The following is a 23,115-nucleotide window of genomic DNA, read 5'->3' as shown; positions in this document are numbered from 1 at the left end:
ATGATAGCGAAATCCCAATTAGCCCGGCTCGGACTTTTTGACGCGAAAGTTCCGCGCTACACGAGCTACCCGACCGCGCCCCATTTCAGCAATGACGTGGGGCCTGAGCTGTTTGGCGACTGGATTTCGGGCATCAAGCCCGGCAGCGCCATCTCTCTCTATGTCCACGTGCCGTTCTGCCGGCGGCTGTGCTGGTTCTGCGCCTGTCGGACACAAGGCACCCAGACCGACAATCCGGTCATCGCCTATGTCGATACGTTGAAGGCGGAACTGGACCTGCTGGCGGCCCGCCTGCCCGAGGGTGTGACCCTGTCGCGGCTGCACTGGGGCGGCGGCACGCCGACGCTGCTCAACCCCGACCTGATGCGCGATCTGGCAAAGCGGATCCTGGAGATCGTGCCGCTTGGACCCGGCGCCGAGTTCTCGGTCGAGATCGACCCCAACGAGATCGACGACGCCCGTCTGGATGCACTGGCCGAGGCCGGCATGAACCGGGCCTCGATCGGCGTTCAGGACTTTGACGAGGAAATCCAGAAGACCATCGGCCGGATCCAGGGCTACGACGTGACCCGCAAGGCGGCCGAGATGATTCGTGCCCGCGGCATCGCCAGTCTGAACGCGGATATCCTGTATGGCCTGCCGCACCAGACCAAGGCGCGGATGACCGAAAGCGTGCAGAAGCTGTTGTCGCTCAACCCCGACCGGGTGGCGCTCTATGGATATGCGCATGTGCCCTGGATGGCCAAACGGCAGCAGTTGATCCCGTCGGATGCGCTGCCCACGCCGGAACAGAGGCTGGACCTGTTCGACACCGCGCGCCGCCTGTTCATGTGGGACAACTACGCCGAGATCGGCATCGACCACTTCGCCACGCAGGATGACGGCCTGACCCATGCGCTCAAGGCCGGCCGGCTCAAGCGGAACTTCCAGGGCTACACCGACGATCAGGCCGAGGTTCTGATCGGGGTCGGGGCCAGCTCGATTTCGAAATTCCCGCAGGGCTATGCGCAGAACGCGCCGGCCACCGGGGCGCATACCGCGGCCATCCGCGAAGGGCGGTTCTCGACCTCGCGCGGCCACCTGTTCAAGGAGCAGGACGTTCTGCGCGCCCGGCTGATCGAGGCGCTGATGTGCGACTTCCGGATCGATTCGGCGGAAATCCTGCGCGACCACGAGGTGACCCGCGCCGAGCTGGTCGGGATGTACGAGAAAGCCAATCGCGAGTTCGACGGGTTGCTGAGCATCAACGACGAAGGCCTGTTCATTCCGCCCGAGGCCCGGCCGCTGACCCGGATGATTGCGCGCAGCTTTGATGCCTATGACCTGAGCAAGGCGGGGCACAGTTCGGCCATCTAGGGCCGGCGAAACGGAACAATGGCGGGTCGCGAACATGATCCGCCCTTTCTTTGTGCGGGGGGTTGACGCCCGCCTCTGGGATTTCCCACACTTGTGGGGCCGGGGCAGCGCAGCGTCCGGCGCCTGAGGCAGGCAGAGATACAGGCAGTCATTGCCGGCGTCTTGGCGTCCGACAAACCCTTTTCGTGCAGCGGAACTGCAACCAGAGAAAGGGACAGCCCATGCGCGTCTTCACAGTCCTCGGCCCGAGCCAGTCGGGCAAGTCTACACTGGTCGAGGCCATCAGCCGCCTCGACGACCGCCCAACCAAATTCGACGTATCCGGAACCGTGCATCTGCACGGTTTTTCTTATTTGGGCGAGCCGTGGTGCGCGGTTGACGTGGATGGCGGCGGCGACTCGCTGGCCTATGTCGGGCCGGCGATGGCCATCTCGGATGCCGCCGTGGTCGTGGTCCCGCCGGATCCGGACGCGGCGGTGCTGTCCGCACCCTACCTTCGGCTGGTCGAAGAGGCCGGCATTCCCTGTTTCCTCTTCATCAACCGGATGGACAATCCGAATGGCCGGATCCGGGACATCATCGCAGCATTGCAGACCTACTGCACGCATCACATCGCGCTGCGCCAGGTCCCGATCCGCGAAGGCGACCAGGTGATCGGCGCAGTGGACCTGATTTCCGAGCGGGCGTGGAAATATCAGGAAGGCCAGCCCTCGGCGCTGATCGAACTGCCGAAATCGGTCGAGGAGCGCGAGCAGGAAGCGCGCGCCGAGCTTTTGGAGACCCTGTCGGATTTCGACGACCACCTGCTGGAGCAGCTGATCGAGGACAAGCTGCCGCCCAGCGAAGAGATTTACGATCTGGCCGCCCAGGTCCTTCAGAACCACCAACTCATTCCCGCCTGCCTTGGCTCGGCCAGCCACGGCAACGGCCTGACCCGCCTGATGAAGGCCCTGCGGCACGAGGCGCCCGAGTTCGACATCGCCGCGCACCGTGACGAGGCAGACGACGATGCGCTGGCCGTCGCGGGCTTTGCCGATGTCAAGAAACACATCGGCAAGATCACCGTGTTGCGCGGGTTGGGTCGGGGGATCAAGAACCACGACCCGCTCGGGGGCGAAACCATCGGCAACCTGACGGGTCTGGACGCCAAGACGCAGATCCCGGCGCTGGAAGCCGGCCAGATCGGTCTTGCGGTCAAGTCCGATCACCTCAACCCCGGCAATCTTTACGACACCGAAAAGGCCACGCCCCTGCCGGAATGGGCCACCTCGCACCCCTCGGGATACCGCCAACTGGTCACCCCGGCCCATGAACGCGACGACGTTCGCCTGTCGAACGCGCTGGCCAGGCTGGCCGAGATCGACCCCGGCCTGCACCTGAGCCAGGACGATGCAACAGGGCATGCGATCATCGGAACCCAGGGTCCGCAACACATGCGGCGCATAGCCGCCAAGCTGGAAGAGGACTTCGGGATCGAAATCGAGACCGAGCCTGTGCAGACCGCCTATCGCGAGACCATCCAGAAGCCGGTCGAACACCACCACCGCCACCGCAAGCAATCCGGCGGTGCCGGGCAGTTTGCCGACGTGGTGATCGCGGTCGAGCCGCTGCCGCGCGGATCGGGGTTCCAGTTCGAGGAAGTGGTCAAGGGCGGCGCCGTGCCCAAGAACTACATCCCCTCGGTCGCTCAGGGGGCGCAGGACGCTCTGGCGCAGGGCCCTCAGGGCTTTCCGGTCGTCGATGTCAAGGTGACGCTGAAGGACGGCAAGCATCACAGCGTCGACAGTTCCGACTATGCCTTCCGCACCGCCGGCAAGAATGCCGTGCGCGAGGCGCTGCCCGAGGCCAAGCCGGTCGTGTTGCAGCCGATCCTGCACGCCGAGATCCATCTGCCCTCGATCTATGTGGGCGACCTGGTGCCGACGATCAGTTCGCTGCAAGGGCAGGTTCTGGGCTTCGAGGGCAACCCCAACATTTCGGGCTGGGAGATCTTCAACGCTCTCATTCCGGCGGTGGCCGAGGACGAGTTGCACCGGACGCTCGCCAGCGCCACGCGCGGGACGGGATGGGTCAACCTGACTTTCGACCACTATGAAGAGCTGCGCGGAGAGGTCCCCAAGGCGACGCGGGAACAGGTGGCCAACGCCTGAACCGGCGAGACGGCCAAGGCCCTCGCGCGGTCTTGGCCGTTTCCTACCCGGCGGCCGCGATCAGTTCGCGGGTGTAGTCGGTCCTGGCGTTCTCGAACAGCTCCTCGGCCGTGCCCGTCTCGACCACATCCCCGTTCCGCATCACCAGCACCTGATGCGACATGGCGCGCACCACCTTCAGGTCGTGGCTGATGAACAGGTAGGCCAGCCCGTATTTGCGCTGGAGATCCCGCAGCAGATCGACGATCTGAACCTGAACCGTCATGTCCAGCGCACTGGTGGGTTCATCCAGAACCAGCAGTTTGGGGCGCAGGACCATGGCGCGGGCGATGGCGATTCTTTGCCGCTGGCCGCCCGAGAACTCGTGCGGATAGCGGTCCATCATCTCCGGATCGAGCCCGACCTCGGTCATCACCTCGGCCACCAGTTCGCGCGGGGCGCGGTGCGGGTCGACCTTGTGGATGGCCAGTCCCTCGGCAATGATCTGCATACAGGTCATCCTCGGGCTGAGGCTTCCGAACGGGTCCTGGAACACGATCTGCATGTCCTTGCGCAGCCGCCGCAGTTCGCGCGTGGACCAGCTGCGGACGTCCTGCCCGCGAAAGGTGATCCCGCCCTCGGAGGCAATCAGCCGCATCAGCGCCAGGGCCAGCGTGGTCTTGCCCGAGCCGCTTTCACCGACGATGCCCAGCGTCTCGCCCGCGCGCACGCGGATCGTGGCGTCGTTCACCGCCTTCACATGGCCGACGGTGCGCTTGAGGAACCCCCGCTGGATCGGGAACCAGACCTTGAGGTGATCTGTCCGGGCGATCTCTTCGGCGCCCGCCGGCACGGGATCGGGCGAGCCCGAGGGTTCGGCCGCCAGCAGTTTCTGCGTGTAGGGATGCTGCGGGTTGGCGAAGATTTCGGCGGTTGCGCCGGTTTCGACGATCTCGCCATCCTTCATCACGCAGACCCGGTCGGCGATGCGCCGCACGATGCCCAGGTCATGGGTGATGAACAGCATCCCCATGTTCTCCGACTTCTGCAGCTCGGCCAGCAGTTCGAGGATCTGCGCCTGGATGGTCACGTCCAGCGCGGTGGTCGGCTCGTCCGCGATCAGGATGTCGGGCTTGTTGGCCAGCGCAAGCGCGATCATCACACGCTGCCGCTGTCCGCCGGACAGCTGGTGGGGATAGGCGTCCAGACGCTCCTCGGGGTCGCGGATGCCGACCTTGGTCAGCAACTCGACGATCCGCGCCCGCGCCGCATCGCCGGTCAGCCCCTGGTGCAGCGCCAGCGACTCGGCCATCTGCTTCTGGATCGTGTGCAGCGGGTTGAGCGAGGTCATCGGCTCCTGGAAGATGAAGCTGATGTCATTGCCGCGCACATCCATCAGCCGCTTTTCCGAGGCACCGATCATCTCCTGCCCGTCATAGAGAACCGAGCCCTCGACCGTCGCGCTTTCGCCCAGCAGCGACACGGTGGACAGCGCCGTGACCGACTTTCCCGAGCCCGACTCGCCCACCAGCGCAACAGTCTCGCCCCGGTCCACGGTAAAGGACACGCCCCTGACCGCCTGCGTCACCTGGCCGTCCTGCCGGAACGAGACCCGGAGGTTTCTGACTTCGAGCAGGCTCATGAGAACGTCTTCCTCGGGTCAAAGGCATCGCGCACGCCTTCGAAGATGAAGACCAGAAGCGACAGCATGATGGCAAAGGTGAAAAACGCGGTGAAGGCCAGCCACGGCGCCTGCAGGTTCTGCTTGGCCTGCAGGGTCAGTTCCCCCAGCGAAGGCGCCGAGGATGGCAGGCCGAAGCCGAGGAAATCAAGGCTGGCCAGCCCGCCGATGGTGCCGGTGACGATGAAGGGCATGAAGGTCAGCGTCGCCACCATCGCGTTGGGCAGCATGTGGCGGAACATGATGGTCATGTTGCCCACGCCCAGCGCCTTGGCGGCACGCACATATTCAAGGTTGCGCGCCCGCAGGAACTCGGCCCGCACCACGCCCACGAGGCCGGTCCAGGAAAACAGGATCATCAGCCCGACCAGCAGCCAGAAACTTCGCCCCAGAATCGCGAACATGATGATGATGACGTAGAGCGACGGGGTCGCGGACCAGATCTCGATGATGCGCTGGAACACGAGGTCCAGCCAGCCGCCGAAATAGCCCTGGATGGCCCCGGCGAAGATGCCGATCAGGCTGGCGATGCCGGTGACGATCAGGGTGAACAGGATCGACAGGCGGAAGCCGTAGATCACCCGCGCCAGCACGTCGCGCTTGGTGTCGTCGGTGCCCAGCCAGTTCTGGCTGTTGGGCGGCAGCGGCGCCGCGCCGGGGCGGTCGACGGTGGTCCTGTAGGAATAGGGGATCGGCGGCCAGATCGCCCAGCCCTGATAGAACCCGTCCGCTTCGAACGTGCCGGCGTCGATCTGTTCGAGTATCCCCTCGGGGTCGTCGAAACACTCCTCCAGCCCGCCCGAGGCGATCAGGCATTGCACCTCGGGGTCGCGATAGATCGCCTCGGTCTGGAAATCCCCGCCGAACGCGGTTTCGGGGTAGAAGTTGAAGATCGGGGTAAAGAACTCGCCCCGGTAATTGACGAGGATCGGCTTGTCATTGGCGATGAACTCGGCAAAGAGCGAGATGCCGAACAGCACCGAAAAGATGATCAGCGACCAGAAGGCGCGGCCGTTGCGGCGGAAGTTGCGCCAGCGGCGCTGGTTGAGCGGTGACAGCGCCATCTACCCCTCCCGGCTTTCGAAATCGATGCGCGGATCGACCAGCACATACATCAGGTCGCTCAGGATGCCGACGACGAGGCTCATCAGGCCGAAGATGAACAACGTGCCGAAGATCACCGGATAGTCGCGCGCCACGGCCGCCTCGAAGCCCAGCCGGCCGAGGCCGTCCAGCGAAAAGATCGTCTCGATGATGATCGAGCCCGAGAAGAAGACGCCGATGAACACCGCCGGGAAGCCCGCGATCACGATCAGCATCGCGTTGCGGAACACATGGCCATACAGCACCCTGCGTTCGCTCAGCCCCTTGGCGCGGGCGGTCATCACGTAATGTTTCTTGATCTCGTCCAGAAACGAGTTCTTGGTCAGCAGCGTCAGGGTCGCGAAGGCCGAGATGGTCGAGGCCACGACCGGCAGGGTGATGTGCCAGAAATAGTCGAGGATCTTGCCGCCCAGCGACAGGCTGTCCCAGTTGTCCGAGGTCAGCCCCCGCAGCGGGAAGATCTGCCAGTAGGACCCGCCCGCGAACAGCACCAGCAGCAGGATCGCGAACAGGAAACCGGGAATCGCGTAGGCCACGATGATGGCGCCGCTTGTCCAGGTGTCGAAGGTCGAGCCGTCCTTGACCGCCTTGCGGATGCCCAGGGGGATCGAAACCAGATAGGCGATCAGCGTCGACCACAGCCCCAGCGAGATCGACACCGGCATCTTTTCCAGCACCAGATCGACCACGCTGATCGAGCGGAAATAGCTCTCGCCGAAATCCAGCGTCAGGTAGTTGCCCATCATGTTCAGGAACCGGGTGAGCGGCGGCTTGTCGAAACCGAACTCGCGCTCGAGCTCTTTGATGAATTCCGGCGGCAATCCGCGCGCGCCGACATAGCGCTCGCTGGCGCCGCCGGACTGGCGCTCGATGTCGCCGCCACCGCCGGCGATGCCCTCGAACACGTCACCGCTGCCCTCCATCTGGGCGATGATCTGCTCGACCGGGCCGCCGGGCACGAACTGCACCAGCGTGAAGTTGATGATCATGATCCCCAGCAGCGTGGGGATCACCAGCAACAGGCGTCGTAGAATATAGGCTCCCATGAGGGCGGCTTACCTCAACGCGCCCGAGGCTTTCAACGCCGCTTCTTTCTCGGCATTGATCCACCACAGGTCCTCGACGCCCAGCGCATAGGGCGGCAGGTTTTCGGGATATTCATACATGTTCCAGTAGGCCACCCAGTATTTGCCCAGATACCAGGTAGGCACCATGAACCGCTTGGCCCGCAGCACCCGGTCCAGTGCCCGAACATTGGCCTGCAACTCCTCGGCCTCTTTCGCCGCCACGATATTGTCGATCAGCGGCTCGATATCGGGGCCGTGCACACCGGCGGGGTTGAACACCGAATAGGACGCGGCCTCGGATCCGAACTGCTGGTAGAGGCCGGTCGAGGGCTGCAGCGACATGTTGTAGCCCGCCACCATCATGTCGAAATCCCGGTCGCGGCGGCGCAGCGTGAACTGGGCGTTGTCCACCCGGTTGTAGATCGCGTCGATCCCCATGGCGCGCAGGTTGTCGACGTAGGGCTGGATGATCCGGTCAAGCGTGGGCTGGTCGGACAAAAACTCGATGCGCAGAACTTCGCCCTGCGCATTCCGGCGAACGCCGTCGTCGCCGACGGCCCAGCCCGCCTCGTCCAGCAGTTTCATTGCCTTGCGCAGGTTGCGCCGGTCATTGGGCCGCTTGGGGCTGGATGTGTGCGCCATGACCGGTTCCTCGGTCAGAACCGCCGGGTCCAAGGCATCCCCGAGGCTTTCCAGCACTTCGCGCTCGCGCCCCTCGGGCAGGCCCCTGGCCTCGAGATGCGTGCCCTGCCAGAAGGAATGGCGCTGTTGGAACAGGCCGTATTGCAGGCTTTCATTGGTCCATTCGAAGTTGAAGGCCAGCTGCACCGCCTGCCGCACCCGGATGTCCTGAAACTGCGGACGGTCGAGGTTCATCACGAAACCGCTGGCGGGGGGCACGTCGCCGTCGGGCAGTTCGGCCTTGATCACGTGGCCATTGGCGACGGCGGGAAAATCATAGGCGGTGGCCCAGCTTTTCGAGTTGTTCTCCTGCCGCAGGGTGAAGGTGCCGGCCTTGAACCCCTCCATCGCGGCGATCGAGTCGCTGAAATACTCGATACGGGTGGTGTCGAAGTTGTGGCGCCCCACGTTGACGTTCACATGGTCGCCCCAATAGTCCGGGTTGCGCTTGTAGACGATCCGCCGGTTGATGTCGTAGCTGTGCAGAACGTAAGGCCCCGAGCCCACCCCCGGCTCCATCCGCGGCTTGTCGATGCGGCGGTTTTCCGGGTCCGCCTCGAACCATTTCTTGGAAAACACCGGCGTGCCACCCACCTGCGTGATCAGGGCGCGGCGCGGAATGTCGGGGGCAAAGTAGAACTTCACCCGATGGGTATCCAGAACCTCGGCCTTGGGAATGCGCTTGCGCACCGCGTCGGCATAGGACTTGAGGCCCTGATCCAGCAGGATCTCGTGGGAAAAGACCACATCCTCGGCGGTGACCGGCGTGCCGTCGGAAAACCGCGCCTCGGGGCGCAGGCTGAAGATCACCCACTCCTGGCTTTCGGGATATTCCAGGCTTTCGGCCAAGAGCCCGTAATAGGAGGCGGGTTCGTCATAGGACGGGTAGAGGAGGCTTTCATACTGGTCCGCCGACCGCGCACCCGCCCGGCCCTGCCGGGTGAACGGGTTGAAACTGTCGAAGGTGCCCTGCGCGGCATAGGACAGCTCTCCGCCCCTTGGGGCGTCGGGATTCACATAGTCGAAATGGGCAAACCCTTCGGGATATTTGAGATCGCCGAATTCCGAGAACCCGTGGCTCTTGACGATCTTCTCTTCGGCCCGCGATTGCGTGGCGAGCAGCGCGAACATCGCGAAAAACGCCCAGAACAGCACCGCCGCCCATGACCTCGTATCCAGTGTGCGGGCGCAGGCTCGGGCGCGCGGCGATCTCATGTGCTCTTCCTCCGGTGCTGTGTCTTTGTTGATCTTGTTGCCGCTAGCTAAAGGTCCAGCGGCCGCAGATTCAAGTTTAGATTAAGTGAACCTTCCGTGAAGATCCCTTCGCGCATGAAAAAAGCCGCTGCATCAGGGCAGCGGCTTTGTCTTGTTCCGGTCAGGTCGGGATCAGTCGTCCAGGCTGTCGAGATAGGCGATCAGGTTGACCCGGTCGGTGACCTTTTTCAGACCGGCAAAGCTCATCGAGGTGCCCGGCACGGCCGCGCTCGGCTTGGCCAGGAACTCGTCCAGCGCCTCGGGGGTCCATTCGCCGCCGTGCTCCTGCATCGCCGACGAATAGCCGAAGCCCGCGGCAGAGGCCACCGGGCGGCCCACGACGCCGTAGAGATACGGGCCAGTGCCGTTCGCGCCCTCTTCCAGCTTGTGGCAGGCTGCACATTTCTTGAAGACCTTGGCGCCTTTTTCCACGTCGGCCTGGGCCAGCAGCTCTTCAAAGCTCACCTCGGCTTCTTCCTCGGCTTCGCCACCGGCGTCGGCCACCTCGATCACGTAAGAGGGGTCGCCATGCGCCTCCACATGGAAGATCACCTCGGCCGCCCACTTGGCCAGAAGAAACGCCAGAAGGGCGCCAAACAGGCCGGCTGCGGCCTTGGTAACTGTCATCGTGTCGAACATTGCTCGCGAGTCCATTTCAACTGTCTGCGCGGGTGTCTAAGGCTTCCCCTCGCAAGAGGCAAGGTATAGACACCGCGACTAAACGCCCAAATCGAAAACTTGTTGCACGGATACGACCCTATGACCAATCGCATCGCCTTTCAGGGAGAGCCCGGCGCCTACAGCCACGAGGCCTGCCGCAACGCGCGGCCCGACATGGAGGCCCTGCCGTGCCGGACCTTCGAGGACGTGATCGAGGCGGTGCGCTCGGGCGAGGCCGATCTGGCCATGCTGCCGGTCGAGAACTCGACCTATGGGCGGGTCGCCGACATCCACCGCCTGTTGCCGCACAGCGGCCTGCACATCATCGACGAAGCCTTCGTGCGTGTGCACATCAACCTTCTGGCGGTGCCCGGCGCCCGGCTGGAGGACATAAAAGAGGCGCATTCGCATCTCGTCCTGCTGCCCCAGTGCGAGGGTTTCCTGCGCAAGCACAACATCCGGGGCCGCGTCAGCCCCGACAACGCCCGCGCCGCCCGCGAAGTGGCCGAGCGCGGCGAGAAAAGCCACGCCGCCTTGGCAAGCGAACTGGCGGGCGAGATCTACGGGCTGGATATTCTCGCACGTCACATCGAGGACCGTGGCGACAACACGACCCGCTTTCTGGTCATGTCCCGAGAATTCGACGAATCACGCCGGGGCGAACATGGCATGATCACCAGCTTCGTCTTCCAGGTCCGCAACATTCCGGCCGCGCTCTACAAGGCGATGGGCGGTTTCGCGACCAACGGGGTCAACATGACCAAGCTGGAAAGCTACATGATCGACGGCTCGTTCACGGCGACGCAGTTCTATGCCGACATCGTGGGCCACCCCGACGACGAGAACGTCAAGCTGGCGATGGACGAGCTGGACCACTTCACGACCAACGTCGAGATCCTGGGTGTCTATCCCGCCGCGCGGCCGCGCGGCTAGGCCCGCGCGGCTGCGGCGGCTTCAGACCCACTTGGCATAGGTCTCTTCGATGGAGCCCGAAAGCCGCGCCAGCCCGGACTGGAACCTGCGCCGCAGCCGCTCGCGGCCGAGTTTCAGCGACTGCAACAGCAGGCGCGCCCGAAAGGTGTTCGCCGACAGGGACAGCCCGACACTCATCCGTGTCCGGCGCGGGGAAAGCGCCCGTAGCTCGATCAAGGTCTCACCATTGATGCCCTTGCCCGTCGCCTCGAACCGCATCAGGTTCGGCGGTTCGAAACGCCTCAGAACCACCTGCGCACGTCGCGGCCTGCCACGAACCGTAAAGACCGTGTCCCAGGTCAGGTCCCCCGACTCCGGCGCAGCCCGGTTGGCCCGGCATACCTCGATTCCGCGCTGAATGGCGAAGCGTTCGAAACGCTCATACTCCGACAACAGATCGAATACCGCGTCGATCGGGGCCTCGATGTCATGCCATGCCGAGATCTGCATTGTTCCCTGCCCGTCTGCCGCCCCTCAGTTTCGTGTCAGTCGAGCGTATCGGCAAGCCAGTTCCGCAACAGGAAATGCGCAATCGCCCCCTTGCGCGCCGGCATCAGGCGGGGGTGCTCGCCCGCAAAAGCCTGCATCATCTCGCTTTTCCCGACCCAGATCGCGTCTTCGATTTCGACCGGGTCAATTTGCAGATCCCGCGACAATGCCTCGCCCGCGCAGCCGATCATCAGCGACGCGGGGAATGGCCAGGGCTGGCTGGCAAGGTATCGCACCTGCCCGACGGGCACGCCGACCTCTTCCATGACCTCCCTGCGCACCGCCGCCTCGAGCGTCTCGCCCGGTTCGACGAAACCGGCCAGCAGTGAATACATCCCCTCGGGCCAGCCCGGCGAGCGCCCCATCAGCACCTTGTCACCATGGGTGATCAGCATGATCACCACGGGATCGGTGCGCGGGAAATGCTGGCCGCCGCAGGAGCGGCAGCTGCGTTGCCAGCCGGCCTGCGAGATTTCACTCTGCGCACCGCACCGGGCGCAGAACTTGTGCGTTTCATGCCAGCCGATGATCGCCTTGGCCGTCGCCGCCAGTTCCGCATCACGCGCGCCGAGGCGCGTCATGATCCGGCGGAGCTCGGCAAAGACGTGGCCTTCGGGCAGGTCGGGGTGCTGCTGCTCGGTCCGGTCCACGAAGGCCCCGACACCGGACACATCCTGCCCTTCCGGGTCCCATGACGAAATGTCCGTGGCAAAAAGCGGCGAGGCATCATCCGCAAGCCCCAGGAATATGGGCTCGACAATAACCCCGCCCGGCCCTTGCTGAATCAGGTCGTGCGCCATCGGCACAAGGAACAGCCGGTCCAGCCTGTCGCCCTGCACCAGAATCTTGCCCCGCCACAGGACCACGCAGGCCGCCTTGGGATGCGCCCTGGCCGCCGCCAGCGCGGCTTCGTCACCCCGGACATGCGCCGCGCGATCCAGACCCGATCCGCCAAAAGTCACCTGTTCCGCACGTCTCATGCCCGCCCTCTGCCTGTTTCGGCAACAGGGCTGCCACGGCTGGCCCTTCAGTGCAATGGCGATATGCGCGGCAATCCGAAAGCAGGCCACGCCCGGCCAAATCGCGGGAAACTGCCCGCGCTCCCTTTATGCGATCTCCGATTTACCGTAAGACAATCACAGGAAGAATGCGGAGCGCCTGACATCCAGATGGAAAACCCGCCAGCCGATGCTCGGACCGCACGCCTGAGGCTTCTGGCCACGACCGATCTGCACATGAACCTGACGGGGTTCGACTATTACGCCGACCGCCCCGATCCCACGGTCGGCCTGACGCGCACGGCGCAACTGATCCGCGCGGCGCGCCGCGAGGCCGAAAGCCTGGGATGGCAGACCCTGCTCGTCGACAACGGAGATTCGCTGCAGGGCACCGCCTTGGGCGACTGGGCCGCCGAACAGACCACCGACAGGCACCCGCTGATGCAGGCCTTTGACCTGCTCGGTTATGATGCGGTCGGCCTCGGCAACCATGACTTCGAGTTTGGGCTCGGAAAGTTGGAGGAGATTCTTGCACAGTCCCCCTGCCCGGTTTTGTGCTCGAACATGCGGTTGATTGGCAGCCGCGCACCGTGGCAGCCCAGCCTGATCCTGAACCGGACGCTGCAGGCCGAGGGGCAGCCGGTTCCGATCCGTGTCGGGGTCTTGTCGGTGCTTCCGCCGCAGACGACACAATGGGCAGCCCATCACCTCGACGGGGTGGCCGAGGTCTCGGATATTCTCGAGACCGCGGAAGCCACCGCGCATGACCTGAGGCAACAAGGCTGTGACGTGGTCATCGCCCTGGCTCATTCCGGTCTGAGCACCGAGATGGCTCGACCGGGTCTCGAAAACGCGGTCGTGCCGCTGGCGGCAATCGACGCCATCGATGCCATTGTCGCAGGGCATACCCACTTGACGCTTCCGGGAAAGGGCCACGAAGGGCTGAGACAAGTCGAGCAGACGACCGGCAAGGTTCACGGGAAACCGGTCGTGATGCCGGGCTCGGCCGGGTCGCATCTTGGCGTGATCGACCTGACCCTGACGCGAAGCGCCCATGATCGCTTGCGGGTCACCGAAAGTTGCAGCGCATTGCGCGCCATCTACGGACGAGACCAGACCGGCATTCCCCAACCGACGGTTTCCGAAGACCCACAGCTGACGAAAGTTTTCGCAAAAGGCCATGCGGCGACGCGTATTCAGATGCGAAAACCCGTCGGCCGGACCACGACGCCGCTGCACAGCTATTTCAGCTTCTGCGCGCCGGATCGCGGACTGGCTCTGGTGGCGGCGGCGCAGGCGGCGGCCCTGCGTGGATTTCTCGAAGGCAGATCCGAGGCCGAACTGCCGCTGCTGTCCGCCACGGCGCCCTCGAAATTCGGCGGGCGGGCCGGACCGCGACATTATACCGACGTGCCGGCCGGAGAGATGTCGATGCGCCACGTCGCCGACCTGCACGTCTTTCCCAATGAACTGCGCGCCGTGATCGTCTCGGGCAGGCAGATTCGCGACTGGCTGGAAATGTCGGCCTGCCTGTTCAATCGGATCAAGCCGGGCAGCCGCGACTCCGCGTTGATCGACCCCAGCCGCGCCGGGCACAATTTCGACGTTCTGCACGGGCTGGAATACGCGATCGACCCATCCGGCCCAGCCCGTTTCCGGCTGGATGGCAGCCTGATCGCGCCAGACCACAACAGAATCGACCACCTGACCTGGAACGGGCAGCCACTGTGCGACGAGCAGCATTTTGTCGTCGCGCTCAACAACTACCGGGCCAGCGGCGGAGGCCACTTCGCGGCACTGGCCGGGGCCGAAGCCGTTGATCTCCCACCCATCCGCATTCAGGAGATCCTGCGTGACTACATCGCCGGGCGTCGGCCGAAAGATCCTTTGGAACAAACCCCACCGCCTTGGAGATTCGCCGATCTGGGGGGAACGCAGGTGATCCTGCGCACCGGGCCGGATGCCCGCCGATACCTCGGTGACATTGCGGCTCTGAAGCCGGTTCCGCTGGGAACGGACACCGAAGGTTTCCTGCAAATCCGGCTGACGCTCTGACGGGTTGTCTTTCCGCGTTGCGCTGCTTATATCGGCGCTTGAGAGGTTGGCGCGGGCAAGCGCCTCGCCAACCTGGTCAGGTCCGGAAGGAAGCAGCCACAACGAGTCCCGCTTGGGTCGATGTCCAACCTCTCACCTTTCCCGAAATGCCTTGCTGGTGCGGTTTCAGCCCGCGCCGATCTGCTCGCCGATCAATGCCGGCCAGACCGCCGCGTTGCGCCGCGTGAATGCGCCCAGATGGCCGACGCTTTTCAGCCCGAATGACTTGGGGTCCAGCTCGCGCCTGCGCGCCTGTTCGCCATAGACCTCGGCCAGACGCCACACGCATTTCGGCGGGATCACCTGATCGTCGGGAAAGGCGATCATGTCCACCGGGGCGCCGGACCGGCTCCAGTCCGCGGCAGGAAGACTGACACCGGCCTCGGGCAGGTAGCTCTTGCGCGAAGTGCACCACTTGCGCCACTGCCAATAGACCCTGGGCGGCAGATCGGCGCCAAACCCCACCAGTCGGCCCGGCAGATAGCCCGCGACGCGCACCAGCAGCGGCACATGCCCGAACCAGAACAGGCGGGCCAGCGCCTGGTAGGGCCAGGGGTGGTCGGCGTGATGCACCAACCCCGAACAGACGCAGATCATGCGTTCGATCTCTTCGATTCCCGGCTGCAAGGGCCCCAGCATTCCGCCCACCGAATGGCCGATGACCCACAGAGGCAGGTCCGGAAACCGCCGCCGCGTCTCGGCCCGCGCCGCAGGCATGTCGGTCAGCGCCCAATCCGCCATGTTGACGGGCGAATCCTTCAGTTTCCCCGTCAGGGAATGGCCGAAATCCCGGTAGTCATAGGTCAGGCAGGCCATGCCGCGCTCGGCCGCCAGCCAGCGGGCAAAATGGGCGTAATAGTCGCGCGGAACCCCGGTGGCCCCGTTCAGAACAACGGCGACCGTTGGGTCTCCGGCCGGGCGGTAAAGCCGCGCCGACAACTCCGCCGGTCCCGACGGGAACCGGAAATCCTCGACCAACACACCGCCCTGACTGTCCAACATGGCGCCCTCCTGCGCAGCCCTAGACCAATCAGTCCACTCCTCCTCACTGGACCAATCGGTCTAGCCGTGTCAATAATGAAGGCAAATGACCGAACGTCCTTTGCCGACCAAAGACCGCCTGATCCGAACCGCCGCCGAACTGTTCCAGCGGTCGGGCTATCACGGCGTGGGCCTGTCCGAACTTCTGGCGGCGGCGGATGCGCCCAAAGGGTCGCTCTACCACCATTTCCCCAACGGAAAATCCGATCTGGCCATTGCCGCGGCGACCTGGGCCTCGGACGGGATGCTGCGGATGATCGCCGCCTCATTCGAGCCGGCGGACAGTTTCATGGAGGGGGTCGAGACCCTCTGCCACAAGATCGCCAAGCTGTTCGACAAGTCGGGCCGGTGGGACACCTGCCCGATCTCGGCCACCCTGTTCGAGGGGCCGGACAACACCAGCTTTCGCGACCACGCCTATCACCTCTACAAAGGCTGGATTTCCGAAGTGACCCACCACGCGCGTCGCTTTGGCCTCCCAGCACCCGAAGAAACCGCCGACACACTGTTCATCCTGCTGCAAGGCGGCTGGCAACTGGCCCGGGCGCGGCAGAGCTCGGACGTGCTGCGCGCGCTGCCCGGCAAGCTGCCCGCGGCGAAAACCGATTGACGCTGGCCCCCACAACCCGATAGCCCTTGGGTGATGGTTCCCGCGCCGACGATTCCTCGGCCGGGATGAAAAGGGAACACGGTGCGGCCCATCCGGGCCAATGCCGCGACTGCCCCCGCAACTGTAGGCGGAGAGCAATGCCGGAACACCACTGGCCGAAAGGCTGGGAAGGTCGGCAAAGCTGCGACCCGCAAGTCAGGAGACCTGCCATCGGAACTGAAACTCGAACTCGGGCGGGGTGTCCGGGGTGGGTCAGACAGCCAGGCTGCTCTTCCCCTCCATCCCCTCTGCCCGGCGCGCGGAGGGCGCATCATGATCTGGAAGACCCAAACCCATCTGTTCACGGCAACCGTATGCCAGAAGACCGGCGAGCACTGCCCGGCGCTTGCCCGAATGGCCGAGAAACTGGCGCAGGCGATGGCCGCAGCCGCCCCGGTGACCGCCGAGGATTTCGAGATTGCCGGCAGCAGCGAGCTGGCTCACTGCCCGGCCGGTTGCGCGGCCCGGTTCGAAGCCAGTCACGAGAGCATCCGGATTTTCTGCGGGGTGGATGCCGACGCCGACGGTGACCGCCTGAACCGCTTTGTGGACATGATACTGCGGCCCGCCGGCAGAGCCATGCCCTCGGGGTTGCTAAGCCAAACACCCTGCGCCGTCCTGGAAGCAATCCCGACGGAACGAAACACAGCCGAAGCAACGATCAACGCAACCGCCTGAACCGCAGTCGGAATTTCGCGGTAGAACCGGAGTCCCTATCGTGGGGCCGGTGGGCGTCTTGCCTGCATGGCCCATTCTTTCTGCGCGTCGGTCTCGACCGCGCAGGGGCGCACGGCCCGCAACCTCGCCAGGGCTTCGGCGGGGCCTTCGCCGCATTCGACCATCAGGCGCAGCGCCGCCATGCCCGACCGACCGCAACCGCCCCGGCAATGGATCAGAACCCGGCCGCCACCGGACAGGGCGTGCCGCGCCGAGGCGCTCACACCCGGCCACCGCGCCTGAACCTCGCGCGGCGGCACGCCGAAATCCTCGACCGGCAGATGCGCCCAACGGCTGGCCCGGCCCTGGATGTCGGTTCCGAAATGGCGCGCGCCCTCCTGGATCATCTCGGCCTCGGTGGTCATCGAGATCACCAGTCCGGGCTTCCAAGCGGCAACCGTGTTCAGATCTTCGGCATAGTTGCCGCTGCGCCCCGGCATCGGGCAGATCGCCAGCGTCCCTCCGCCGACCTGCAAGGCGTAGATCACCATCTCGGGCATGCGCCGATCACTCCTGAAAACGGCCCGGGCACAGCCTGAGCCTGATACGCGAACCGGGACGTTTTATCCCGTCCGGCCCGCAATCCCAAAGAAAATCGCCCCCGCCCGCTGTGGACGCGGGCAGCGCGGGGCACTACGCTGCATCCCAAGACGAATCCGGCAGAGCAGAAATGACCGACACCGCACCCGCCCCCTACCAGGTCCTTGCCCGAAAATACCGCCCCGAAACCTTCGCCGACCTCGTTGGTCAGGATGCGATGGTGCGGACGCTGAAAAACGCGTTCGAGGCCGACCGGATCGCGCAGGCCTTCATCATGACCGGCATCCGGGGCACGGGCAAGACGACCACGGCCCGGATCATCGCCAAGGGCATGAACTGCATCGGCCCGGACGGCACCGGCGGCCCCACGACCGATCCTTGCGGCAAATGCGAACACTGCGTGGCGATAATGGAAGGCCGCCACGTCGACGTGATGGAGATGGACGCAGCCAGCCGCACCGGCGTGGGTGACATCCGGGAAATCATCGAGTCCGTGCGCTACCGCGCTGCCAGCGCGCGCTACAAGATCTACATCATCGACGAGGTCCACATGCTCTCGACCAGCGCCTTCAACGCGCTGCTCAAGACGCTCGAGGAACCGCCCGCGCATGTGAAGTTCATCTTCGCCACCACCGAGATCCGCAAGGTTCCGGTCACCGTGCTGTCCCGCTGCCAGCGTTTCGACCTGCGCCGGATCGAGCCCGAGGACATGATCGGCCTGCTGCGCAGGATCGCCACCGCCGAGGGCGCCCAGATCGCCGATGACGCGCTGGCGCTGATCGTGCGGGCGGCCGAGGGTTCGGCGCGCGACGCGACCTCGCTGCTGGACCAGGCGATCAGCCACGGCGCCGGGGAGACCACCGCCGACCAGGTCCGCGCCATGCTCGGTCTGGCCGACCGCGGCCGCGTGCTGGACCTGCTGGACATGATCCTGCGCGGCGATGCGGCGGCGGCCCTGACCGAACTGGGCGCGCAATACGCCGAAGGCGCCGACCCGCTGGCCGTTCTGCGCGATCTGGCCGAGATCACCCACTGGGTCTCGGTGGTCAAGATCACGCCCGACGCGGCCGAAGACCCGACCGTTTCGCCCGACGAGCGCACGCGGGGGCAGCAGATGGCCGAGGCCCTGCCGATGCGGGTGCTGACCCGGATGTGGCAGATGCTGCTCAAGGCGCTGGAAGAGGTCGCGGCCGCCCCCAACGCGATGATGGCTGCCGAAATGGCGGTGATCCGCCTGACCCATGTGGCCGACCTGCCCAGCCCCGAAGAACTGGTCCGCCGCCTGCAGGACGCCCCCCCGCCGACGCCGAACGGTCCCGGCGGCGGCATCCCGGCGCCCGGCAACGGTGCCTCGCCCGTGACAGCCGAAGCGCCCCCAGCTCCGGCCTACAGCCCTGCCCCGCGCGGCAATGGCGGCGCGCCGACGGCAGCTTTGGCGCAGGATGTGCAGGCCGCGCTGGCTCGCTACCCGACTTTCGAGCATGTGGTCGAACTGATCCGCGCCAATCGCGACGTGAAGCTCCTCGTCGATGTCGAGACGGGGGTGCGGCTGGTCTCCTACCAGCCCGGCCGGATCGAGTTCACCCCCGCCGAACAGGCCCCCTCTGACCTGGCGCAGCGGCTGGGCTCGTCCCTGCAACGCTGGACGGGCAACCGCTGGGCCGTGTCGGTTGTCTCGGACGGCGACGCCCCCACCATCGCCGAGGTCCGCGACGCCGCCGATCTGGCGCTCAAGGCCGAGGCCGAGGCGCATCCGCTGGTGCAGGCGGTTCTGGCACAATTCCCCAAGGCGCGCATCACCCGGATCGAAACCCCCGAAGAGCGCGCCTCGAAAGTCGAGACCGAGGCCCTGCCCGAGGTCGAGGACGAGTGGGACCCGTTCGAAGAGGAGTGATCCTGCCCCTTGTGCCAAGGCGGTGCGCCCCGTATCTAGGCGCCAAACCGACATACAGGAGAAAACCCATGCTCAAAGGACTCGGCGGACTTGGCGACATGGCCAAGATGATGAAATCCGCTCAGGAACTGCAGGCCAAGATGACCCAGATGCAGGAAGACCTGAACAACATCATGGTCACCGGCGAAGCCGGCGCCGGCCTGGTCAAGGCGACCGCGTCAGCCAAGGGCGAGCTCAAGGCCCTGGACATCGACCCGTCGATCTTCAACGGCGACGACAAGGAAGTGGTCGAAGACCTGATCCTGGCCGCCATCAAGGACGCCCAGTCCAAAGCCGCCGAACGGTCGCAGGAAGAAATGACCAAACTGACCGAAAGCATGGGGCTCCCCAAGGACATCAAGCTGCCCTTCTGATCTTCATCTTTTCAAAAATACTCCCGCCGGAGGCTCCCTCCGGCGCCACGCAGGACAGGCCGTGAGTTCGAACACCGACATCGACAACCTGATCGAGCTGATGGCCAAGCTGCCGGGCCTCGGCCCCCGCTCGGCCCGTCGCGCGGTCCTGCACCTGATCCGAAAACGCGCCCTGCTGCTCACGCCCCTTGCGGACGCGATGCAGCAGGTGGCCGCAACAGCGCGCGAATGTCTCAACTGCGGCAATGTCGGCACCTCGGACATCTGCGAGATCTGCAACTCCGAAGACCGCGCCACCGGCGAGCTGTGCGTGGTCGAGGACGTGGCCGACCTCTGGGCGATGGAACGCGCCGGGGTGTTCAAGGGGCGCTATCACGTTCTCGGCGGCACCCTCTCGGCGCTGGATGGCGTCGGCCCCGAGGAATTGCGGATCCCCCGCCTCAGGGACCGGATCGAGGCCGAGGGGATCACCGAGGTGATCCTTGCCCTGAGCGCCACGGTCGATGGCCAGACCACGGCCCACTACATCGCCGATGAACTCCAGGGCCGCGTGCGCCTGACCTCGCTGGCGCAGGGCGTGCCCATCGGGGGCGAGTTGGACTACCTGGATGACGGCACCATCACCGCCGCGCTGCGGGCGCGTAAGGAAATGTAGCTGCCGCGGCAAACTACAAGCGGGCCGGCCGCTTTAATTCGTTCCGCGCCGGACAACATTGCGATAGAAACGGGAATGATGATTTCATTCCGGAGTTTCGCATGATGAACCGACTGTTTGCATTTGCCCTCGCCACGCTGACCGCCACCGCCGGATGGGCGCAGGAACTCGTGGACAAGGGTTTCGTCGAGGGCTGGAACATCATGATGGATCCGGCGATGGGCAACGGGTGCCTGATCCAGACCGTCTATCAGGATCTCTCGGTCGTGCGCCTGGGCTATGACGCCAACGGAAACCGCGGCTATTTCACCGTGTTCAACAAGGCCTGGGGCGAAGTGGAGGACGGCAAGGCCTACCCGATCCGCTTTGACCTGGACGGTGAGACATTCGACGCCACCGCGATCGGCTTTCACCTGAACCGGGTTCCCGGCGCGACCGTGTTCTTTACCGACCGCAATTTCGTCAACGCCATCGCCCAGCGCAGGACGATGACCGTCTACAACCCCGCCGGTCAACGCGTGATGGCCATCGACCTCAAGGGCACCGCAAAGGCGCTGGATTACGCCCGCGACTGCCAGAACAGGAAACTCTGAGCCTCAGCGAATCGGATCGAACAATGCGTCCGTGGCGGTGCAGTCGCGGACCACGTCGCGCCCGCATGGCACCGGGTCCAGATCACGCGACAGGCAGATGCGCACTTCCTCTATATAGCCCTGCCGGCAGGTCACGGTGATCATGTCGCGCTCCAGCCCCGGGTTGGCCTCGATGAACGCCTCTTCGACCACCCGCGCCGGCAGCTGAACCGATTGCTCCAGCTGACGGAACACCGCCGGGCGGTTGACGCGCGCATAGGCCTCGCGCGACAGCCTGAAATAGTCGGCGGCGCTCAGCCCCGAGCAAGTGCCGTGCTTTTTCCACTGGTGCCAGGCCAGGCCGGAACTGCCCTGAATATCCTCCATTTCGCGGGTCATGGCGCGCGAGGGGGGCGCCTCGGGCGTGCGGCAGAAGGCGGGCCAACCCTGATGGTATTGCGGCCATAGCCCATGCAGGATCCAGCCGTGGTCATGCCGCGCATCGCACTGATCGGACCCGCGCGCATCGCCTTCGCGCGCGCACCAGTTGGGCGACCAGCTGAGCGACAGAACGTAATAGTCGAACGCGCCCGCCGTCTCGCCATCGGCCACGGCCGCGACGGCACTCAGCAGCCACAAGATCACCCAACGCATTCGCCTCTTCCCTTCTTGGCCTGGCGCGACTATATACAGCCCGAGTTCCCCGACAACGGAAACCCGCCCCGATCCTTGGGGCAGCCGAATTCCGGCGACGGGACAGATGTATTCAAAGGAGACAGGCTCATGGCAAAACCCCTGATGGCCAAGGCGACCGCCGTGTGGCTGGTGGACAACACCACGATCAGCTTCAAACAGATCGCGGATTTCGTGGGCATGCACGAGCTGGAAGTTCAGGGCATCGCGGATGGCGACGTGGCCGCAGGCGTCAAGGGGTTCGACCCGATCGCCAACAACCAGCTGACTCAGGAAGAGATCGAGAAGGCGGAGAAGGACCCGCTGCACAAGCTGAAGCTCAAGTTCAACCCGGCCGCCGCCGGCGAGGAAAAGCGTCGCGGCCCGCGCTATACCCCGCTGTCCAAGCGTCAGGACCGCCCGAACGCGATCCTGTGGCTGGTCAAATTCCACCCCGAGCTGTCCGACGGCCAGATCTCGAAACTGGTGGGCACCACCAAGCCGACCATCCAGTCGATCCGCGAACGCACCCACTGGAACATTTCCAACATGCAGCCGATCGACCCGGTCGCGCTGGGTCTGTGCAAACAGTCCGAGCTGGATGCCGCCGTGCAGAAGGCCGCCGCCAAGAAGGCCGCCGAAGGTGGCGTGATGAGCGATGACGAGCGCCGCAAGCTGGTCTCGACCGAGCAGTCGCTGGAAATGGACGCCGCCCCCAAGATCCCGACGGCCATCGAAGGGCTGGAAACCTTCTCGCTGTCCGAGAACGACGAGGCCGAAGAAGACAAGGAGCCGGAGATCGACGCCGACAGCTTCTTCAACCTGCCCAAGGGCGGCGCCGAAGAAGACGAGGACGAGGATCCGCGTTTCTGAAACCTGACGGAAAGAACCGACTGAACCCGGCCCCTGCGGCCGGGTTTTTTTCGTCCATCCACCGGCAGGACTTCGCGTCGGCCTGCGCCCTAGCGCCGCAAGGCGGTGGACGCGGGCCACGTTCCTCGCTAATTACCGTTTCAGCGCCCGGCTACCGCCGAGCGACTTACCAAGATATCTGCAGGTTCCCATGCTGGACATACTGTCGAAACTGATCGGCTCGCACCGGGCCGTTTCCGTCTATGCGTTCTTTCAGACCAAGGGCCTGGTCGTTCTGGCCGTTCTTGGGATGCTCGCGATCGTCGCGGGGTTGCTGTTCATGGGCGGCGATGGAGAACACAAGCACGAGGCGTTTCTGACCGTTCCCGTGCTGTCCGAAACGCCCATCAACGGTGATCTGAACAAAGGCATCATCGTGTCCGTCCGCCTGCCGGACGGGTCCGCGACCTCGATCACCTCGACCGAAGGGCCGGTCGCGAAAACGGTCGGCACGACCGCCTGTGTCGAGAAACGGGTCTATGTTGACAGCGGCAAGCCACGGTACCGGCTGAAGCTGCCGAAATATTGCGGCGTGAGCTGAAGAAACCAGGACGTTGAACAGCCC

The 23,115-nt window shown here is 64.8% G+C and carries 22 protein-coding genes, 1 other RNA gene and 1 riboswitch; of the genes, 13 read left to right on the top strand and 10 right to left on the bottom strand.

The window, feature by feature from the left end:
• The gene (gene hemN, locus AVO45_RS15405; protein ID WP_068348617.1) at window positions 1–1,356 is read left to right on the top strand and encodes an oxygen-independent coproporphyrinogen III oxidase; all 1,356 of its coding nucleotides are present in this window, start codon (window positions 1–3) and stop codon (window positions 1,354–1,356) included.
• 221 nt (window positions 1,357–1,577) lie between these two features.
• Window positions 1,578–3,506 carry an elongation factor G gene (locus AVO45_RS15400; protein ID WP_068348614.1) on the top strand — a complete coding sequence of 643 codons (1,929 nt, stop codon included), beginning with the start codon at window positions 1,578–1,580 and terminating at the stop codon, window positions 3,504–3,506.
• 43 nt (window positions 3,507–3,549) lie between these two features.
• Here the strand turns inward: AVO45_RS15400 and AVO45_RS15395 are convergent, their stop codons facing one another.
• The 5 genes from AVO45_RS15395 to AVO45_RS15375 all read right to left on the bottom strand — a co-directional run bounded on the left by AVO45_RS15395 (window position 3,550) and on the right by AVO45_RS15375 (window position 9,911).
• Window positions 3,550–5,127, bottom strand: a complete 1,578-nt coding sequence (locus AVO45_RS15395) for an ABC transporter ATP-binding protein (protein ID WP_068348611.1) — start codon at window positions 5,125–5,127, stop codon at window positions 3,550–3,552.
• The gene (locus AVO45_RS15390) at window positions 5,124–6,230 is read right to left on the bottom strand and encodes an ABC transporter permease (RefSeq protein WP_068348608.1); all 1,107 of its coding nucleotides are present in this window, start codon (window positions 6,228–6,230) and stop codon (window positions 5,124–5,126) included. Before AVO45_RS15390 ends, AVO45_RS15395 begins: the two co-directional genes overlap by 4 nt.
• Window positions 6,231–7,316 carry a microcin C ABC transporter permease YejB gene (locus tag AVO45_RS15385; protein WP_068348605.1) on the bottom strand — a complete coding sequence of 362 codons (1,086 nt, stop codon included), beginning with the start codon at window positions 7,314–7,316 and terminating at the stop codon, window positions 6,231–6,233.
• A 9-nt stretch (window positions 7,317–7,325) separates the two neighbouring features.
• Entirely contained in the window at window positions 7,326–9,233 is a 1,908-nt protein-coding gene (locus AVO45_RS15380; protein ID WP_068348603.1) for an extracellular solute-binding protein, read from the bottom strand.
• Window positions 9,234–9,404: 171 nt separating this feature from the next.
• Window positions 9,405–9,911: a c-type cytochrome gene (locus tag AVO45_RS15375; protein ID WP_068348600.1), complete on the bottom strand. Its 507-nt coding sequence runs from the start codon at window positions 9,909–9,911 to the stop codon at window positions 9,405–9,407.
• A gap of 120 nt (window positions 9,912–10,031) precedes the next feature.
• On the opposite strand from AVO45_RS15375, the gene AVO45_RS15370 reads away from it, so the two are divergent.
• Window positions 10,032–10,865: a prephenate dehydratase gene (locus tag AVO45_RS15370; protein ID WP_068348596.1), complete on the top strand. Its 834-nt coding sequence runs from the start codon at window positions 10,032–10,034 to the stop codon at window positions 10,863–10,865.
• A gap of 21 nt (window positions 10,866–10,886) precedes the next feature.
• Here AVO45_RS15370 and AVO45_RS15365 read toward each other — a convergent pair whose 3' ends face one another.
• Together AVO45_RS15365 and nudC are read right to left on the bottom strand one after the other, a co-directional pair.
• The gene (locus AVO45_RS15365; protein WP_068348593.1) at window positions 10,887–11,354 is read right to left on the bottom strand and encodes an SRPBCC family protein; all 468 of its coding nucleotides are present in this window, start codon (window positions 11,352–11,354) and stop codon (window positions 10,887–10,889) included.
• Window positions 11,355–11,389: 35 nt separating this feature from the next.
• On the bottom strand, window positions 11,390–12,373 hold the full coding sequence (nudC, locus tag AVO45_RS15360; RefSeq protein ID WP_068348590.1) for an NAD(+) diphosphatase: 984 nt from the start codon (window positions 12,371–12,373) through the stop codon (window positions 11,390–11,392).
• A gap of 189 nt (window positions 12,374–12,562) precedes the next feature.
• Here nudC and AVO45_RS15355 point away from each other — a divergent pair, with 189 nt between their 5' ends.
• Window positions 12,563–14,446 (top strand): bifunctional 2',3'-cyclic-nucleotide 2'-phosphodiesterase/3'-nucleotidase, encoded by a 1,884-nt coding sequence (locus AVO45_RS15355; protein ID WP_068348587.1) that lies wholly within the window; start codon window positions 12,563–12,565, stop codon window positions 14,444–14,446.
• A 39-nt stretch (window positions 14,447–14,485) separates the two neighbouring features.
• Window positions 14,486–14,584, top strand: an RNA gene (gene ffs, locus AVO45_RS15350) — signal recognition particle sRNA small type.
• Window positions 14,585–14,611: 27 nt separating this feature from the next.
• Here ffs and AVO45_RS15345 read toward each other — a convergent pair.
• Window positions 14,612–15,487 (bottom strand): alpha/beta hydrolase family protein, encoded by an 876-nt coding sequence (locus AVO45_RS15345; RefSeq protein ID WP_068348584.1) that lies wholly within the window; start codon window positions 15,485–15,487, stop codon window positions 14,612–14,614.
• A gap of 85 nt (window positions 15,488–15,572) precedes the next feature.
• Between AVO45_RS15345 and AVO45_RS15340 the strand changes: the two genes are divergently transcribed.
• Window positions 15,573–16,136, top strand: a complete 564-nt coding sequence (locus tag AVO45_RS15340; RefSeq protein WP_068348581.1) for a TetR/AcrR family transcriptional regulator — start codon at window positions 15,573–15,575, stop codon at window positions 16,134–16,136.
• Between the two features lie 17 nt (window positions 16,137–16,153).
• Window positions 16,154–16,362: riboswitch (cobalamin riboswitch) on the top strand.
• A gap of 86 nt (window positions 16,363–16,448) precedes the next feature.
• Complete coding sequence (locus AVO45_RS15335) at window positions 16,449–16,853, top strand: hypothetical protein (protein ID WP_068348578.1); 405 nt, start codon at window positions 16,449–16,451, stop codon at window positions 16,851–16,853.
• A gap of 35 nt (window positions 16,854–16,888) precedes the next feature.
• On the opposite strand, the gene AVO45_RS15330 is transcribed toward AVO45_RS15335, so the two are convergent.
• A complete protein-coding gene (locus AVO45_RS15330) occupies window positions 16,889–17,392 on the bottom strand; it encodes a protein-tyrosine phosphatase family protein (protein ID WP_068348575.1) in 504 nt (167 codons plus the stop codon).
• 170 nt (window positions 17,393–17,562) lie between these two features.
• Here AVO45_RS15330 and AVO45_RS15325 point away from each other — a divergent pair, with 170 nt between their 5' ends.
• The 4 genes from AVO45_RS15325 (at window position 17,563) to AVO45_RS15310 (ending at window position 20,987) form a co-directional block, all read left to right on the top strand.
• Window positions 17,563–19,326 (top strand): DNA polymerase III subunit gamma/tau, encoded by a 1,764-nt coding sequence (locus tag AVO45_RS15325; protein ID WP_068348571.1) that lies wholly within the window; start codon window positions 17,563–17,565, stop codon window positions 19,324–19,326.
• 68 nt (window positions 19,327–19,394) lie between these two features.
• Window positions 19,395–19,739: a YbaB/EbfC family nucleoid-associated protein gene (locus tag AVO45_RS15320; RefSeq protein WP_068348568.1), complete on the top strand. Its 345-nt coding sequence runs from the start codon at window positions 19,395–19,397 to the stop codon at window positions 19,737–19,739.
• A gap of 61 nt (window positions 19,740–19,800) precedes the next feature.
• On the top strand, window positions 19,801–20,394 hold the full coding sequence (gene recR / locus AVO45_RS15315) for a recombination mediator RecR (RefSeq protein WP_068348565.1): 594 nt from the start codon (window positions 19,801–19,803) through the stop codon (window positions 20,392–20,394).
• Between the two features lie 104 nt (window positions 20,395–20,498).
• Complete coding sequence (locus tag AVO45_RS15310; RefSeq protein ID WP_068348730.1) at window positions 20,499–20,987, top strand: hypothetical protein; 489 nt, start codon at window positions 20,499–20,501, stop codon at window positions 20,985–20,987.
• 3 nt (window positions 20,988–20,990) lie between these two features.
• Here AVO45_RS15310 and AVO45_RS15305 read toward each other — a convergent pair whose 3' ends face one another.
• A complete protein-coding gene (locus AVO45_RS15305; RefSeq protein ID WP_068348562.1) occupies window positions 20,991–21,620 on the bottom strand; it encodes a ribonuclease T2 family protein in 630 nt (209 codons plus the stop codon).
• Window positions 21,621–21,749: 129 nt separating this feature from the next.
• Here AVO45_RS15305 and AVO45_RS15300 point away from each other — a divergent pair, with 129 nt between their 5' ends.
• Both AVO45_RS15300 and AVO45_RS15295 read left to right on the top strand, forming a co-directional pair.
• Window positions 21,750–22,511, top strand: a complete 762-nt coding sequence (locus tag AVO45_RS15300) for a DUF1013 domain-containing protein (RefSeq protein WP_068348559.1) — start codon at window positions 21,750–21,752, stop codon at window positions 22,509–22,511.
• A 190-nt stretch (window positions 22,512–22,701) separates the two neighbouring features.
• On the top strand, window positions 22,702–23,091 hold the full coding sequence (locus AVO45_RS15295) for a hypothetical protein (protein ID WP_068348555.1): 390 nt from the start codon (window positions 22,702–22,704) through the stop codon (window positions 23,089–23,091).
• Window positions 23,092–23,115 lie beyond the last annotated feature (24 nt).

It is taken from the genome of Ruegeria marisrubri (assembly GCF_001507595.1).
Classification (GTDB): Bacteria; Pseudomonadota; Alphaproteobacteria; order Rhodobacterales; family Rhodobacteraceae; genus Ruegeria; species Ruegeria marisrubri.
The sequence above is the reverse complement of the archived record's forward strand: the minus strand, read 5'-3'. Positions and strand labels throughout refer to the sequence as shown.

Excerpts from the sequence above, each read along its gene's own strand:
- hemN (WP_068348617.1), top strand. The coding sequence starts at position 1 with ATGATAGCGAAATCCCAATTAGCCCGGCTCGGACTTTTTGACGCGAAA.
- AVO45_RS15400 (WP_068348614.1), top strand. The coding sequence starts at position 1,578 with ATGCGCGTCTTCACAGTCCTCGGCCCGAGCCAGTCGGGCAAGTCTACA.
- AVO45_RS15395 (WP_068348611.1), bottom strand. The coding sequence starts at position 5,127 with ATGAGCCTGCTCGAAGTCAGAAACCTCCGGGTCTCGTTCCGGCAGGAC.
- AVO45_RS15390 (WP_068348608.1), bottom strand. The coding sequence starts at position 6,230 with ATGGCGCTGTCACCGCTCAACCAGCGCCGCTGGCGCAACTTCCGCCGC.
- AVO45_RS15385 (WP_068348605.1), bottom strand. The coding sequence starts at position 7,316 with ATGGGAGCCTATATTCTACGACGCCTGTTGCTGGTGATCCCCACGCTG.
- AVO45_RS15380 (WP_068348603.1), bottom strand. The coding sequence starts at position 9,233 with ATGAGATCGCCGCGCGCCCGAGCCTGCGCCCGCACACTGGATACGAGG.
- AVO45_RS15375 (WP_068348600.1), bottom strand. The coding sequence starts at position 9,911 with ATGTTCGACACGATGACAGTTACCAAGGCCGCAGCCGGCCTGTTTGGC.
- AVO45_RS15370 (WP_068348596.1), top strand. The coding sequence starts at position 10,032 with ATGACCAATCGCATCGCCTTTCAGGGAGAGCCCGGCGCCTACAGCCAC.
- AVO45_RS15365 (WP_068348593.1), bottom strand. The coding sequence starts at position 11,354 with ATGCAGATCTCGGCATGGCATGACATCGAGGCCCCGATCGACGCGGTA.
- nudC (WP_068348590.1), bottom strand. The coding sequence starts at position 12,373 with ATGAGACGTGCGGAACAGGTGACTTTTGGCGGATCGGGTCTGGATCGC.
- AVO45_RS15355 (WP_068348587.1), top strand. The coding sequence starts at position 12,563 with ATGGAAAACCCGCCAGCCGATGCTCGGACCGCACGCCTGAGGCTTCTG.
- AVO45_RS15345 (WP_068348584.1), bottom strand. The coding sequence starts at position 15,487 with ATGTTGGACAGTCAGGGCGGTGTGTTGGTCGAGGATTTCCGGTTCCCG.
- AVO45_RS15340 (WP_068348581.1), top strand. The coding sequence starts at position 15,573 with ATGACCGAACGTCCTTTGCCGACCAAAGACCGCCTGATCCGAACCGCC.
- AVO45_RS15335 (WP_068348578.1), top strand. The coding sequence starts at position 16,449 with ATGATCTGGAAGACCCAAACCCATCTGTTCACGGCAACCGTATGCCAG.
- AVO45_RS15330 (WP_068348575.1), bottom strand. The coding sequence starts at position 17,392 with ATGCCCGAGATGGTGATCTACGCCTTGCAGGTCGGCGGAGGGACGCTG.
- AVO45_RS15325 (WP_068348571.1), top strand. The coding sequence starts at position 17,563 with ATGACCGACACCGCACCCGCCCCCTACCAGGTCCTTGCCCGAAAATAC.
- AVO45_RS15320 (WP_068348568.1), top strand. The coding sequence starts at position 19,395 with ATGCTCAAAGGACTCGGCGGACTTGGCGACATGGCCAAGATGATGAAA.
- AVO45_RS15310 (WP_068348730.1), top strand. The coding sequence starts at position 20,499 with ATGAACCGACTGTTTGCATTTGCCCTCGCCACGCTGACCGCCACCGCC.
- AVO45_RS15305 (WP_068348562.1), bottom strand. The coding sequence starts at position 21,620 with ATGCGTTGGGTGATCTTGTGGCTGCTGAGTGCCGTCGCGGCCGTGGCC.
- AVO45_RS15300 (WP_068348559.1), top strand. The coding sequence starts at position 21,750 with ATGGCAAAACCCCTGATGGCCAAGGCGACCGCCGTGTGGCTGGTGGAC.
- AVO45_RS15295 (WP_068348555.1), top strand. The coding sequence starts at position 22,702 with ATGCTGGACATACTGTCGAAACTGATCGGCTCGCACCGGGCCGTTTCC.